Source organism: Haloarcula sp. CBA1127 (assembly GCF_001485575.1).
Lineage (GTDB): Archaea > Halobacteriota > Halobacteria > Halobacteriales > Haloarculaceae > Haloarcula.
The window spans coordinates 2,785,837-2,800,745 of the sequence record NZ_BCNB01000006.1 but is presented as its reverse complement, the minus strand read 5'-3'; the positions used below and the strand labels follow the sequence as shown (position 1 = coordinate 2,800,745).

The window sequence follows — 14,909 nt, the reverse complement described above, 5'->3', positions numbered from 1 at the left end:
GGAGTTTATTACCGCCGTGGGCCACGACACACCTAATGAGTGGCGAGCAGGAACTCGGCATCACCGAGAGCAAGGAGCATTCACCCGGCGAGTGGTACGCCGAGGTTGTCCAGAAGGCTGGCCTCGCGGACTACGCCCCTATGGGCGGATTCATCGTCACGCGCCCACGCGGCTACGCTATCTGGGAGCGCATCCAGAACAACCTCGACGGCTGGTTCAAGGACACTGGCGTGCAGAACGCATACTTCCCGCTGTTTATCCCCGAGAGCTATCTTGAGAAGGAAAAAGACGTCGTCGAAGGGTTCGACCCCGAAGTGGCGTGGGTAACCCACGGCGGCCACGACGAACTCGAAGAGCGCCTCGCGGTTCGGCCCACAAGCGAGTCCATCATCGCGCCGTTCATGGCGCAGTGGACCCGCTCGCACCGAGACCTCCCGATGCGGCTGAACCAGTGGTGTTCGGTCGTCCGATGGGAAGCAACGGAGACGAAGCCGTTCTTCCGCACCAAGGAGTTCCTCTGGCAGGAGGGCCACACTGCCCACGCCGACGAGGACGGCGCGTGGGAGGAGACGATGACCCGTCTGGACCAGTACGCTCGCCTCTACGAGGAGGTCATGGCGATGCCGCCGCTGAAGGGACGCAAGCCCCCTCATGATAAGTTCCCCGGCGCGCACACGACGACGACCATCGAGACGCTGATGCCCGACGGTAAGACCGTGCAGGCTGCCACCTCCCACTACCTCGGGACCTCCTTCGGCGAGGCGTTCGACATCACCTACGCCGATGCCGACGAGGAAGAGAACACGGCCCACACGACCTCGTGGGGACTGTCCTGGCGTGCGATGGGCGCGCTCATCATGACCCACTCCGACGACCAGGGCCTCGTGCTTCCGCCTGCACTCGCGCCTGATCAGGTCGTCGTCGTCCCCATCTGGCAGGAGGACAACAAGGACGAGGTTATCGACTACGCCGCCGACCTCGCCGCCGAACTGGACGAGGCCGGCGTCCGCGTCGAACTCGACGACCGCGAACACCGCAATCCCGGCTTCAAGTACAACGAACACGAACTCCACGGCGTTCCGCTCCGGGTCGAAATCGGTCCCCACGAGGTCGAGGACGGAGAGGCCACGCTGGTCCACCGACCCGACGGCGAGACCGAGACGGTCGACCGCGACGGCATCGCCGACACCGTTACCGACCACCTCGACACTGTCCACGCCAAGCTATACGCCGACGCCGAGGAGACGCTGGAGGGCGAAATCCGCGAGGCCGAGTCCCGCGAGGAAATCCTCGGTACCATCGGCCAGCACGGCGGCTACGTGAAATGTGGCTGGTGTGGCGACGCGGACTGCGAGGAACCGATCAAAGACGCTATCGCGGCCGAAATCGTGATGGTGCCCCTTGACCGCGACGAGGAGCCGATCCACGACGATTGCGCCATCTGTGGCGAGGACGCCGAGGAGACGGCGTACTTCGCGAAGAGTTACTGAACGGGCCCGAGCGGAGCGAGGGACCGCAGTTTTCGCCGACGTTTTAGGACGAGCGGTGCGCGAGTATCACGAGCGCACCCGAGGAAGTAAAAGGTCGGAGCGAGACAGCGTACTTCGCGAAGAGTTACTGACCAGGTGGTTCGGTTACGGCCTCCGACACCCGCTCCAGAAACGCGTCAGCTTCGGCTCGGCCCGTTTCCATGAGGTCCTCGATGAACCGGGGGTCGCGGTCGCGTTTCGAGGCTGCTGTCAGCTTTTCATCGAGCGTCAATCGCCGGATCTCTACGTGTTTGAATGTGTCCGGGAGATACCCCTTTTCGACCCAGTCGTTTACCTTCCGGACGAAGAACAGTTCCTGATTCAGCGATAGATTTCCGGACAGTTCCTGCCGGCGGTCGGTGATCTCTGCCAGCGATGTCGGGCGGTCGTCGCGGGTCTGTGGCTCGATCTGGATGACCCAGATCTCGTCCGGTTTCGGCCGGTCGCTGGTCAGGAATTCCCGAATCGGCGGGTTCTGTGAGAACAGGCCGTCCCAATGCCAGTGGCCGTTCAGCTCGACGGCTTTGTACAGCAGCGGGAACGCGGCCGAGGCCAGCACCGCCTTCGGTGTGATGGCAGCGTCGCTGAACGTCTCGAACACGCCGTTGTTGACGTTGACTGTGCCGACGGTCACGTGTGGCGGGGCCTCCTCGACGAGGCTGTCGAACTCCTCGAACGGGATGTGGCGGTCAAGCAGCGACAGGTACCAGTCCTGGCCGACAGCGCCCGATGCCGCGTAGGGCGAGATGTCAGCCACAGGGAGCATGAGGTTCTGTAGTCGCTTGCGCCACACAAGAGACTCGTTGAGCAGGAACGAGGGCGGCGTCGTGGCGGCGATATCACACCAGACATCCTCCAGTAGTTTCCCGGCATAGTGGGGACTCTCACTGAGCAGGCCGTACCAGGCTGTGACTGCACAGAGAGCGCCGCCGGAGGTGCCACTCAACCCCACGAGATCGTACTCGTCCTCGACCGCTGGCAGGAGTCGTTGCAGCGCACCGGCGGTAAACGCGCTGTGGCTGCCGCCGCCCTGACAGGCGATGGCGACGCTGGGGCCATGACTAGACATGGTTTAATTCATATACGATGAGCTTGCATAGATAACTGCCGGCCCACCGATACTGCCGGCTGTGATCCGGTGAAGTGTCTTGCCACCTCTGGGTAGCGAGCCTCTTCACGAAGGGACAGCTAGCAGTCTGAAGGAAGGATGGGGTCGGGGAGCGTGTGACATTTTCCTCCGTGCCCCCGATGATTACTGCTGTCCCTATGTATATAAATCGCCGTCAGACTACAGTCATACAAACGCCAAACGGCGAACAGATACCGTCGTAGGAAATATAGTTCTACAGACAGTTTACGGCAGCAATGGAAGGCCGACAGCCCCGATGCAACCGACCAGTTGGAGTGGGATCTCGGAGACAGGGGGCGAATAGTTGAAGGGGTGCATACATCATAGCGGGCGCAGAATATTAAGACCTTATATATTTCTCTGTCGCCGCAATCGGTAGATGTCCGGAACCAACACGGTTATACCTCGTCCTATGTTATCGGCTGTCATGGAAGACGTGTTTGTCGGACGAATTATGTCATCGCCTGTCACCACTGTTGCCGCCGATGCGAACGCGAAAGCGGTCGCCAAGCGGATGCTCGACGAGAACATCAGCTCCGTTGTCGTCGTCGACGCTGACGGGGACTTGTTAGGAATTCTTACCTCCACGGACTTCGTCGAAATCGCCGCAAAGGGTGGCGATACGGCGGGGTTAGACGTGTCCGAATTCATGACGACGGATCTGGTTACAGTAACGGCAAACGACCCAGTCGAGGCAGCCGCAAGCGTGATGCTGGACCACAGTGTCCACCATCTCCCGGTCGTCGATGAGACGGAAGGTGTCGTCGGGATGTTAACTACGACTGACATGACAGTATACGTTTCGGGTATCGAGCAGTCATCCGCACCCGTACTCGGCTGAACAGCGTGTGAACCGCCAGCCAGCGGACCATCACTTATTAACCATGATACAGTTTCAACAATGGTGATAAATATATACTCCCTAATGTGGGGTTAAACAACACTAATACCATTAGGATTACCCTCTTATAGTGGCATCCCCAGTCGTGAAACACATGGTTGAGCGACAGACAGGTCTCTCTGCAGGCGACGCCGGGCTTGCAGATCCCACGGACGAACGGTCGAACTGTGGTGTCGGGGTCGTCATGGACCTCGACGGCGACAGCGACCACTGGGTTGTATCGGACGGACTCGAACTCCTCGACAACCTCGAACATCGAGGGACAACGGGTGCCGAGCAAGATACGGGCGACGGAGCGGGCATCATGCTCCAGATTCCACACGAGTTTTTCGCTGCCGAAGTCGACGCCGACCTGCCACCCGCTGGCGAGTACGCCGTCGGCACGCTCTTTCTCCCGCAAGACGACGAGGTCGCCGAGAGTCTGAAAGACCTCGTCGAGACGGAACTCGCCGCTGAGGGCCTCGATGTCCTCGACTGGCGCGACGTTCCCACGGACAACAGCGACCTTGGCGCAACGGCGCTCGAATCCGAGCCCGATATCGTCCAGTTTTTCGTTACCTCTGCGACGGGCAAGACCGGCGACGCTTTCGAGAATCAGCTGTACATCGGCCGCCGGGCGCTCGAAAACACTGTTGAAGAGGAAAAGCCGGCAGGCCACGAGCGGTTCTACGTCGTCTCGCTCGCAACCGATGTCGTGGTGTACAAGGGCCTGCTCAAGGCCGAACAGCTCGAAGACTACTATCCCGATCTCGAAGATGAGCGGATGCAGTCGACGTTCGCGATGGTCCACGCCCGGTTCTCGACAAACACGCTGGGCGCATGGCACCTCGCCCATCCGTATCGTCGCGTCATCCACAACGGTGAGTTCAACACGATTCAGGGGAACATCAACTGGATGCGCGCTCGGGAGACCGACATCCAGAGCGACGAGTTCGAGGGAGATCTGGAGAAGATCAAGCCCATCATCGACGACCCCGAGCAGTCAGACACTGCGAGCGTTGACAATGCGCTCGAACTCCTCCTGCAGGGCGGCCGCGACCTCCCCCACGCCCTCCGGATGCTTATCCCCGAGGCCTGGCGCGGCGAGATGAACGACGTGACCGGTGACCGGCGTGATTTCTATGACTACCACGCCTCGCTGGTCGAACCGTGGGACGGCCCGGCGCTCGTCGCAGCCACCGACGGCGACCGTATCGGCGCTGTACTGGACCGGAACGGTCTCCGCCCGTGCCGCTATGACGTGCTGGAGGACAACACGCTCGTGATGTCCTCAGAGGCCGGCGCACTGGAACACGACGCTAGCGAGATTCGGGAACGGGGCCGGCTTCAGCCCGGCCAGTGTTTCCTCGCCGACCCCGAAGAGGGTCGCGTCATCCCTGACGAGGAAGTGTTCGACGACATCACCGACGACAAATACGGCGAGTGGGTCGCCGAAGAACAGGTCGACATCGACGAGGTTGCCGACCGCGAAGACAACGCACCCCGGGACCCCGCGGACGCGCTCCGGAGCCATCAGGCCATGTACGGCTACACGTACGACGAGGTCGACCACCTCATCGAGCCGATGGCCGAGAAGGGGAAAGACCCCGTCGGCTCCATGGGTGACGACACGCCGCTGTCGGTGCTCTCGCAGTTCAACCGCCCGCTGTTCACCTACTTCAAGCAGCTGTTCGCCCAGGTGACGAACCCGCCGCTTGACTACATCCGCGAGGAACTCGTCACCTCGCTGGAGTCCCGGCTGGGCCACCAGCGCAACATCCTCGACGAGAGCCAGGGCCACGCCCGCCAGCTCGTGCTGGACTCGCCGATCCTCACTGACGAGGAGACGCAGTCTATCAAGGATCTGAACGCCAACGGCATGTCCACGAAGGTCATCGACATCACCTACAAAGAGGGCGGCGACCTTCGCCAAGCCGTGGAAGATGTGCGGGCCGAGGCTGACGCCGCAGCACAGGAACACGACATTCTCGTGCTCTCGGACCGTGCGGCCAGCGACGGCCGCGTGCCGATTCCGAGCCTCCTTGCCGTCGGTGGAATCCACCACCATCTCGTCCGCAACGGCCTCCGCAATCACGTGGGGCTCGTCGTCGAGTCCGGTGACCCGCGTGCGGTCCATCACTTCGCGACGCTGATCGGCTACGGAGCCGGGGCCGTCAACCCCTATATAGCCTACCAGACTATCGATGACTTGGTGGCTGGACCGGACGGCGCGGACCTGGCCGACGCCATCGATGCCTACATCACTGCCGTCGAGGACGGCCTCCTGAAGACGATGGCCAAGATGGGTATCTCCACGGTCGAGTCCTATCAGGGTGCCCAGATCTTCGAGGCCGTCGGCCTCTCCTCGGACTTCATCGCGGAGTACTTCGAGGGGACGACCTGCCGAACCGACGGTATCGGCATCGAGGAAATCGAGGACGACCTCACCCAGCGTCACGAGGTCGCTTGGAGCGAGGAAGAGCCCGATATGCCGCGGCAGGGCGAGTACGAGTTCCGCTCGAACGGCATCCACCACCAGTGGAACCCCAACACGGTCGGCAAAATCCAGCAAGCCGTCCGGATGGGCGACTACGATACGTACAAGGAGTTTGCCGAACTGGTCAACGACCAGAACGAGGAGCTCCAGACGCTCCGGGGGCTGCTCAAATTCGACTCCGACCGCGAGTCTATCCCCATCGAGGATGTCGAGGCGGTTGACGACATTGTCGAGCGCTTCGAGACCGCGGCGATGTCACTCGGGTCGCTATCGCCTGAGATGCACGAGAACAACGCCATCGCAATGAACCGGCTCGGGGCCAACGCCAACACCGGCGAAGGCGGCGAACCGCCAGAACGGTTCGACACCGAGAAGGAGTGTACGACCAAGCAGGTCGCTTCCGGCCGCTTCGGCGTTACCTCCGACTACCTCGCGTCGGCTGACGAACTCCAGATAAAGATGGCACAGGGGTCAAAGCCCGGCGAGGGCGGCCACCTGCCCGGCAAGAAGGTCAACGAGATGATCGCCCACGTGCGGTACGCGACGCCGGGCGTCGGCCTCATTTCGCCGCCGCCGCTGCACGACATCTACTCCATCGAGGACCTGAAGCAGCTCATCCACGACCTCAAGGCCTCCAACCCCGAAGCCGACATCAACGTCAAGCTGGTCTCCGAGGACGGCATCGGGACCATCGCGGCTGGCGTCGCCAAGGCCAACGCCGACGTGGTCCACATCTCGGGCCACGACGGCGGGACCGGCGCGTCACCGAAAACGTCGATCAAGAACGCCGGCCTCCCGTGGGAACTGGGCGTCTCTGAAGCCAACCAGATGCTCCGGGCAACCGGCCTGCGTTCGCGCATCAAGGTGACCGCCGACGGCGGCATGAAGACCGGTCGCGACGTGGCTGTTGCCGCCCTGCTCGGCGCCGAGGGGTACACCTTCGGGACCGCCTCGCTTGTCACCTCGGGCTGCGTGATGGCCCGGCAGTGCCATGAGAACACCTGCCCGGTCGGCATCGCCACGCAGAACGAGAACCTCCGCGAGCGGTTCCCCGGCGAGCCACAGCACGTCATCAACTACATGACCTTCGTGGCCCAGGAACTGCGCGAGATCATGGCTGAACTCGGCTTCGAGACCATCGACGAGATGATCGGCCGACCGAGCGTCCTGAAACAGCGCGACGACGTGAGCCAGCCCAAGGCCCAGAAGCTCGACCTCTCCTCAGTCATCGCCGAGCCGGCCAACAACGACGGTCGCTACAAGCAGCGCGAGCAGACCCACGAGGTCGACGAACAACTCGACTGGGACCTCATCGACGCCGCCGAGGACGCCATCTACAGCGGCGACCCGGTCGCTATCGACACCGACATTAGCAACGTCGACCGTGCGGTCGGGGCGACGCTTTCGAACCGCATCTCCCGCGAACACGCCAGTGACGGCCTCGCGGACGACACCATCCGGGTCGACTTCGACGGCACGGCCGGCCAGTCCTTCGGCGCGTTCCTCGCACAGGGCGTGACGATGGAACTGACCGGGACGGCAAACGACTACGTCGGGAAGGGTCTCTCCGGCGGGAAGCTTATCGTGAACACGCCGGATCAGGCTCCCTTCGACCCATCGGAGAACATCGTCATCGGCAACGTCGCGCTGTACGGCGCGACGCAGGGCGAGGCCTACGTCAACGGCATGGCTGGCGAGCGGTTCGCCGTCCGGAACTCCGGGGTCAAAGGCGTCGTCGAAGGCGTCGGCGACCACGGCTGTGAGTACATGACCGGCGGCGCTATCGTCGTGCTGGGCGAGACGGGCAAGAACTTCGCGGCCGGGATGTCCGGCGGCGTCGCTTACGTCTACGACCCCGACGGCGAGTTCGCAGCGAAGGCAAACACCGGCATGGTGTCGCTGGCCGAGACGCTCGAAGGCAAAGACCGCCAGATGATTACCCGGCTCGTCGAGAACCACGCCGCCTACACCGACTCTGACCGAGCGGCGGAGTTGCTCGACGACTGGGACGCTGAGGTGGAGAACTTCACGAAGGTGATGCCCGACGCTTACGCCGAGGTCATCGCCGACCGCGAGCGCGACGACGTGCGCAACGAGCCGCCGGCCAAGGCCGCGCCGAGCGCCGAAGCCGCTGAGGCTGACTTCGCCGCCTCGACAGACGACTGAAACGCCACTGTTCGGCGTTTTTGTATCTGTAGTCGGTCATCACCTGTTTTTGCGCCCACATTCGAGACGAGTGCTGGTCGTCGTAATGTAACGCTGTGACAATCAACCGCTGGCCCTATAGCTATCGGGCCAAAGTGCTGGACATGGTCCCCGTACAACCAACCGTCGTATCGCATCGGAGCACAGCATGAGTGACATCCCCGGTCCTGACCCCGATTCCGGGTCGGACATCGACATCGATGTTGGCCGCGGTCTTCGAATTGCCGTCAGCGTCGTTGTCGCCCTCGCTGTCGCAACGGCGCTGTTCGGTGGCTATCATCAGGTCCCCGAAGGCCACGTCGGCGTCCAGAAATCGTTCGGCGCGGTAACCGGCGATCAACTCCAGCCGGGCGCACACATCATCGTGCCAGTCAAGGATTCGGTCCAGGACGTGGAAATCCGACCCCGGACCTACACCATGGCCAACACTGAGGGCGAAGGCGACAGACCGTCACAAGCCGATGCGGTGACCGTTCAGACCATCAATGGGACGACGGTCGACATCGACATCACCGTCCGGTACAAGATCGAAGAAACAGACGCGTCGGGGTTCGTCACCGAATGGCGGACCGTCGGCCAGGCGGAGGAGCGACTTATCCGACCGTCCGTCCGGTCGCAGCTCCGTGATGAGGCCGCCGGTATCCAGACGAGCGAGATATACACCAACGACGGCCGCGAGCGACTCGGCGATGCGGCACAGCAGAAACTTGAATCCGCATTTGAGGACGAAGCGCTCGTCCTCGAAGAGGTCCAGGTTCGTACCGTCGACCTCCCGGACTCGTACGATCAGGCGCTCAACGACAAGGAAATCGCAAAACAACGCGTCGAAGAGAAGAAATTCGAGATTCAACAGGCCCGACGCGACAAGGAACGGCAGGAGATTCAGGCCGAGGCCGACGCCCGAGTTATCGAGATTCGCGGTGAGGCGCTTCGGGACAACCCGGTCGTGCTGAAACAGCAGTACGTCCAGAGCATCGACGATTCGGACAAGGTCATTCTGGCGACTGACGATGATGGAACACCCATCATCCTGCAGACTGGCCGGAGCAGCGGCGGAAACACTTCCAGCGCCGATACTGGGTTCTCGACGAACGTAACGAACGCGACGGCCGGCAACTGATCACAGATACGAGGGCACGCCTCGTTCGTTTTTTCCGCCGCGCCGTTCGTTAAAAATGGCTGCCGGTTTTGCGCAGTGGCAGATCGATATCGGGACACAGCGTACCTGTCGAGTCACGCAGTTAGTTGCTGCTGGATAATAACCGCGTTTGACGGGGTGTGCACGACTCGGACGGTCACTGTATCGCCCGGCTGCAAGTCACAGTCCCCGCCCGCTATCCGGAAGACGATCACATCTCCGGGACGGAACTCGTCTGTAACCAGAGCCCCGGTATCATCAGCACCGCGCTCCGTGAGCGAACCAGTGCTCTCGTCGAAGATATCGTCGCCCTCGATGTTGTCACTCTGTGGCCGGTCACCGGATTTCGCCGGGAGGTTGACTAACCGTCCGTGTTTTTCAGTTCCGTCACCGCTACAGTCGGCGCTGACTGCCACTTCGATATCCGAGACACGGACGACATCTCCAGCAACGTGCGTGATACGGACGATGCCCCCGTCGACTCCATCCTGTGCGGTGAACTCACCGCCCGATTGGCCGATCACAGGCGCTGTGTCATCCAGTTTCTCCGCGAGGCCGAGCGTCGCCACTGACAGCACTGCTGCGAGAACGACAGTTACCGCCACGAGGAGGATAACCGAAATAACTGAAGAGACAGCACGCAACTTACCTGTCACTGCATCTGTTACTGCCCGACTACGTAAAAATATCCGCCCCCTGAGATGTCGTCTTGCACCGTACATTGCCGACTCTATCGCCCGTTCTGCTGATGGGGTGTCGGTCGTCATGCCACCTCGGTAAACACTCGGTGTCAACTGTCGGACCGCGGCAGACGCTGGCGGTGAGCCACACTGTTTTGCTGGTCCCGTTCGAGCACAGCGTATGGACAGTGTCCTCGTCATCGGCGGCGGTCGGTTCATCGGCCGGCACACAGTCACCGAGTTCCGCGACGCGGGCTACGACGTGACGATGCTCACCCGCGGCCAGCGCTCGAATCCGTTCGCGAACTCCGATGTCGCTCACATCAAGGGCGACCGGAACGAGCGGGACACACTCGAAACCGCTCGCAAGCAGGTCGACCCGGACGTGGTCGTCGACTGTGTGGCATACTTCCCGGAGGATGTCCGGGTGGCGACCGACGTGTTTGCCGATGTCGACGCGTACGTGTATATCTCAAGCGGCGCGGCCTACGGCGCCGAACGGACGCCCAAGCGGGAGGGGGAGACGCCGCTTGCAGGCTGTACTGCCGAGCAGGCTACAACCGACAGCGCGGAGACCTACGGGCCGCGGAAGGCCGAAGGCGACCGTGAAGTGTTCGCCGCCGCGGAGGACGGCGTGCGGGCGATGAGCGTCCGGCCGACCGTCGTGTACGGTCCCTACGACTACACCGAGCGGTTCGCCTACTGGGTTGACCGCGTGGCCGAGTACGACCGGATCGTCGTTCCCAGCGACGGCCTCAGCCTGTGGCAGATGGCCTACGTCGAGGACGTGGCCAGCGCGCTCAGACTCGTCGCGGAACGAGGAACGGCCGGCGAGGCCTACAACGTCGGTGACGAGCACGCGCCGACGCTCCGGGAGTGGGTCGACCTGCTCGCCGGCGTACACGACACGTCCGTCGAGACCGTCGGCGTCGGCGAGCGTGAACTCGCGGCGGCGGGGCTTGCCCCCGACGACTTCCCCATCTACCGTGACTCGCCGCATCTGTTGTCGACGGCAAAGCTCCGCGACCTGGGCTGGTCGTCGACGCCCCACGAGACGGCGCTGGCCGTGACTGTCGCCGAGCATCGGGAGAACGACCGAATCGGCCGGGAGTTCGGACCGGACCGGGACACGGAAGCAGCGATTGTCGGACAACTGACAGAATAACAACGAGCTGCAGCGGTGCGCAACCTGTTCGTCATCGCCAGCGCGAACTGAGGCCACCTGTTTCCCCTTCGTCGCACCTAAACTGTTTTCACGCGTGCCCGGAGACAGGCAACCATGTTCGAGAAACGCACCTGGATCCGTCTCCCCCGGAACGTCGTGGTCGGGCACGGGGTCCTCGGGCGTACAATCGAGGCCGTGAGCGAGCTCCACCTGACTGGCCGGCCGCTCGTCGTTTCGAGTCCGACGCCATATGATGTCGCCGGCAAGCGGGTCGTCGAACAGTTCGAGGACGAGGGGTACGACCCTTCCGAGATTGTCATCGAGGAAGCCAGTTTCGACGCCGTCCAGCAGGTCATCGACCACGCCTCGGAGATCGACGCGGGCTTCCTGCTTGGTGTCGGCGGCGGGAAAGCTATCGATATCACGAAGATGGCGGCCGATGACCTCGGGCTGGGGTTCGTCTCGGTGCCGACGGCCGCGAGCCACGACGGCATCGTCTCCGGTCGCGGCTCAGTTCCCGAAGGTGACACGCGCCACAGCGTCGCTGCCGAGCCGCCACTGGCGGTCATCGCCGACACCGAGGTACTGGCGGAGGCCCCCTGGCGGCTGACCACTGCTGGCTGTGCCGACATCATCTCGAACTACACCGCGGTTCGGGACTGGCAGCTCGCCCACCGACTCAAAAATGTCCACTACTCCGAGTACGCCGGTGCGCTCTCCCAGATGACCGCCGAGATGCTCGTCGAGAGCGCCGACTCGATAAAACAGGGGCTGGAGGAGTCATCCTGGATTGTCGTCAAAGCGCTCGTTTCATCGGGCGTTGCGATGTCTATCGCCGATTCCTCGCGTCCGGCAAGCGGCGCGGAACACCTGTTTTCCCACCAACTCGACCGGCTCGTCCCCGACGGCGCGCTCCACGGCCATCAGGTCGGTGTCGGCTCGATCATGACCGAATACCTCCACAGCGGCCAGAAAGGCAAGTGGAAGGACGCCAGAGACGCGCTGGCCGCCATCGGCGCGCCGACGACGGCAGACGAACTCGGCATCGACGATGAGACCGTGATCGAGGCGCTGACCACGGCCCATCAGATCCGCGACCGCTACACGGTTCTCGGGGACGGAATGAGTGAAGAAGCGGCCATCGAAGCGGCGACGGTCACCGGCGTTATCTAAACCAGTTCTGCGACCGCGACATCGCCCGCGTCGTCCCATCGGATCGACGCTTCGGCCTCACCGGTCGTCTCAACGTCACCGCTTTCGGCCGCGGTGCTTTTGATCTCCGCGTCGAATACGATACTGAGTCGATACACCGTCTCAGCGCCCTGATCTGTCTCGTTTCGCACGCCACAGATGGTCGCCCGAACTGCATCCCGAATGGTACACGAGACGCCGGCTGTTTCGGTGACGACTCGTTCGGCTGCTGCCGCCGGTCGCTCGGACCCCTGTGTCTGTCCCTGCGGGACCTCCCAGGACCCGTCGGCGTCGCTGAGTAACACGTCGCCCGACTCGTTGTGGACGAACGCGTGTACGTCGACCTGCCCCTCCCGTGAGCGCTCGACAGCACGCTGGTACGCCTCCGCACCGACCGAAAAGGTGGTCTGGTCCACCGGCGTCGAGCCGAACTCCTGTTCGAGACGGGCGAGACGCTCTTGCACCCGTGCTCGCGAGCGCTCGGCTATTTCCATACGAAACGGTGCTTCGGGAGCATAATAAATCCGCCTGAACACTCTCACGGTTTGAAACTACCCGGTAGGCCGGCAACGACAGCCGTACAAGATATGCCAGCCACAGAGTTTTTCAGGTCGCTCAGACGTGGTCGTCGAGGAATTCGACGACAGCGGTGTACGCCTCAATGCGGTTCTCCCGCTTGCTGATGCCGTGTCCCTCGTCATCGAAAACGAGTTTCTCCACGGGAACTCCCTGTTCGGCCGCCTGCTCGGCGATTTGTTCGGCCTCGCCGACCGGGACGCGGGGATCGTTGGCCCCGTGAAGGACGAACAACGGCGCGTCGATGCGGTCAACGTTGTTGATCGGCGAGATAGATTCGAGGAACTCGCGGTCCGTTTCGAGAGACCCGTACTCGGCCTCGCGGAGTTCCCGCCGCCAGTCACCAGTGTTCTCCAGAAACGTCACGAAGTTGGCGATGCCGACCACGTCGACGCCGGCTGCCCAGGTGTCCGGATACTCGGTCAGTGCCGCCAGCACCATGAAGCCGCCGTAAGAGCCACCCATCGCCACGATTCGGTCGGGGTCGACAGCCGGGTGGTCGTGGAGCCAGTCGACACCGGCCCGCAGGTCCTTTACGGAGTCCATCCGCTTTTCGACGTCGTCAAGGTGCGTGTAGGCCTTCCCGTAGCCCGTCGACCCGCGGACGTTGGGTTCGAAGACGGCGTAGCCCCGCGAGAGGAAGTACTGGGTCAGGCCCGAGAACGAGGGGCGACGCTGACTCTCCGGGCCACCGTGGATGTCGACGATGACGGGCGTGTCCCCGTCAGCGCCGGTCCCGGTAGCTGCACCGTCCGGCAGCGAGAACAGTGCCGGAATCTTTCGCCCGTCGAAGGAGTCGAACCGGACGACCTCTGGCTCGATGAACGTCTCACGTGGGATGCCAGCTGTCGAGGCGGCCGTCCACTGCTTGCTCTTGCCGGTCTCGGTCTCCACGACGAACACGTTGGTGTTGACCCGTCGCCCGGTGACGCTGACGGCGAACCGTTCGGCGTCAGGTCCCCACGAAACGCCCCCGGCCAGCCCGCCCGGCAGGTCCGGCGTCGGGAACGTCTCAATGGTTGTCGGCCCCGTCAGTTCGCCGACGGTGAGTTCGTTGTAGCCGTCGACGTTGCGCGAGTACACGAGACGGCCACTGTCCTTGTCAAGCGCGACGCCGTCGATGTTCCACTGGTCGTCCGAGCGGACGATGTCGAGGTCGCCCTCAAGCGAGAGGCGGGCGAGTTCGAGCGTGTCGCTTTCGCCGTCGGTGACGAGATACACCGCCTCGCCTTCCGGTCCCCACGACGCGCTCGTGTAGCGGACCTTCCCCTCGTGTGGCGTGAGATGGCTGCGGTTCCCGCTGTCGATGTCAAGCACGTAGATGTCCTGGTCGAAACTGGAGTGGGCTTCGCTGACCAGCAGGCGCTCACCATCAGGCGAGAAGCCGCCGACGGAGAACCAGCCGTCTCCCTTCCAGATTAGTTCCGCATCGTCGCCGGTCGCGTCGCGGTCCTGTACGTAGATGTCGAAGACAGCCTCATCACGACGGTTCGACGCGAACGCAAAGCGCTCGCCGTCGGGCGACCAGCCGCCCCAGCGGTGTTTCGCGTCGGGCATCCCGGTGAGTTCGTGGACGCGCCCGTCCGCGTCAAGCCGGTATAGCTGCGCCCGCTCGTTGCCGCCCTCGTCCATGCCGAAGACGAGTTCCTGGCGCTCGGGCGAGAAGTCGACGAAGCTCACAGTGTCGTCGTAGAAGGTCAGTTGCTCGGGCCAGCCATGGGGCTCGGGAAGCGACCAGAGCTGGGCAACGCCGGTCGTGTTCATCAGGAAGGCGAGCGTCCCGTCCGGCGCGAACGAGCTGCCGTAGGCGCTCCGGACATTGAGATAGCGAGAGAGGTCGTACGCGGTCACAACCGGAGGGAGGGCAGGCACGGCCAAAACCTTTTGTTGCAAACGGGGGCTTTTTGAGCGGCCACGTC

General features: G+C 62.9%; 10 protein-coding genes. 6 read left to right on the top strand and 4 right to left on the bottom strand.

The window, feature by feature from the left end:
- Positions 1-35: 35 nt before the first annotated feature.
- The gene (gene proS, locus AV059_RS18560; protein WP_058996900.1) at positions 36-1,490 is read left to right on the top strand and encodes a proline--tRNA ligase; all 1,455 of its coding nucleotides are present in this window, start codon (positions 36-38) and stop codon (positions 1,488-1,490) included.
- Between the two features lie 124 nt (positions 1,491-1,614).
- On the opposite strand, the gene AV059_RS18555 is transcribed toward proS, so the two are convergent.
- Entirely contained in the window at positions 1,615-2,598 is a 984-nt protein-coding gene (locus AV059_RS18555; protein ID WP_058996898.1) for a patatin-like phospholipase family protein, read from the bottom strand.
- A gap of 487 nt (positions 2,599-3,085) precedes the next feature.
- Here AV059_RS18555 and AV059_RS18550 point away from each other — a divergent pair, with 487 nt between their 5' ends.
- The 3 genes from AV059_RS18550 (at position 3,086) to AV059_RS18540 (ending at position 9,360) form a co-directional block, all read left to right on the top strand.
- The gene (locus AV059_RS18550; RefSeq protein ID WP_058996896.1) at positions 3,086-3,499 is read left to right on the top strand and encodes a CBS domain-containing protein; all 414 of its coding nucleotides are present in this window, start codon (positions 3,086-3,088) and stop codon (positions 3,497-3,499) included.
- A 154-nt stretch (positions 3,500-3,653) separates the two neighbouring features.
- The gene (gene gltB / locus AV059_RS18545) at positions 3,654-8,201 is read left to right on the top strand and encodes a glutamate synthase large subunit (RefSeq protein WP_058996895.1); all 4,548 of its coding nucleotides are present in this window, start codon (positions 3,654-3,656) and stop codon (positions 8,199-8,201) included.
- Between the two features lie 187 nt (positions 8,202-8,388).
- Entirely contained in the window at positions 8,389-9,360 is a 972-nt protein-coding gene (locus AV059_RS18540) for a prohibitin family protein (RefSeq protein ID WP_058996892.1), read from the top strand.
- Positions 9,361-9,473: 113 nt separating this feature from the next.
- On the opposite strand, the gene AV059_RS18535 is transcribed toward AV059_RS18540, so the two are convergent.
- On the bottom strand, positions 9,474-10,034 hold the full coding sequence (locus tag AV059_RS18535; RefSeq protein WP_228841839.1) for a type IV pilin: 561 nt from the start codon (positions 10,032-10,034) through the stop codon (positions 9,474-9,476).
- 205 nt (positions 10,035-10,239) lie between these two features.
- Here AV059_RS18535 and AV059_RS18530 point away from each other — a divergent pair, with 205 nt between their 5' ends.
- A complete protein-coding gene (locus AV059_RS18530; protein WP_058996889.1) occupies positions 10,240-11,223 on the top strand; it encodes an NAD-dependent epimerase/dehydratase family protein in 984 nt (327 codons plus the stop codon).
- Positions 11,224-11,337: 114 nt separating this feature from the next.
- A complete protein-coding gene (locus tag AV059_RS18525; protein WP_058996886.1) occupies positions 11,338-12,396 on the top strand; it encodes an NAD(P)-dependent glycerol-1-phosphate dehydrogenase in 1,059 nt (352 codons plus the stop codon).
- Here the strand turns inward: AV059_RS18525 and AV059_RS18520 are convergent.
- Positions 12,393-12,908 carry an NUDIX hydrolase gene (locus tag AV059_RS18520; RefSeq protein WP_058996884.1) on the bottom strand — a complete coding sequence of 172 codons (516 nt, stop codon included), beginning with the start codon at positions 12,906-12,908 and terminating at the stop codon, positions 12,393-12,395. The genes AV059_RS18525 and AV059_RS18520 overlap by 4 nt on opposite strands.
- A 121-nt stretch (positions 12,909-13,029) precedes the next feature.
- Positions 13,030-14,841: a S9 family peptidase gene (locus AV059_RS18515; RefSeq protein WP_058996882.1), complete on the bottom strand. Its 1,812-nt coding sequence runs from the start codon at positions 14,839-14,841 to the stop codon at positions 13,030-13,032.
- Positions 14,842-14,909: the final 68 nt, after the last annotated feature.

Coding starts and splice junctions, on each gene's coding strand:
- proS (WP_058996900.1), top strand. CDS start 36: ATGAGTGGCGAGCAGGAACTCGGCATCACCGAGAGCAAGGAGCATTCA.
- AV059_RS18555 (WP_058996898.1), bottom strand. CDS start 2,598: ATGTCTAGTCATGGCCCCAGCGTCGCCATCGCCTGTCAGGGCGGCGGC.
- AV059_RS18550 (WP_058996896.1), top strand. CDS start 3,086: ATGGAAGACGTGTTTGTCGGACGAATTATGTCATCGCCTGTCACCACT.
- gltB (WP_058996895.1), top strand. CDS start 3,654: ATGGTTGAGCGACAGACAGGTCTCTCTGCAGGCGACGCCGGGCTTGCA.
- AV059_RS18540 (WP_058996892.1), top strand. CDS start 8,389: ATGAGTGACATCCCCGGTCCTGACCCCGATTCCGGGTCGGACATCGAC.
- AV059_RS18530 (WP_058996889.1), top strand. CDS start 10,240: ATGGACAGTGTCCTCGTCATCGGCGGCGGTCGGTTCATCGGCCGGCAC.
- AV059_RS18525 (WP_058996886.1), top strand. CDS start 11,338: ATGTTCGAGAAACGCACCTGGATCCGTCTCCCCCGGAACGTCGTGGTC.
- AV059_RS18520 (WP_058996884.1), bottom strand. CDS start 12,908: ATGGAAATAGCCGAGCGCTCGCGAGCACGGGTGCAAGAGCGTCTCGCC.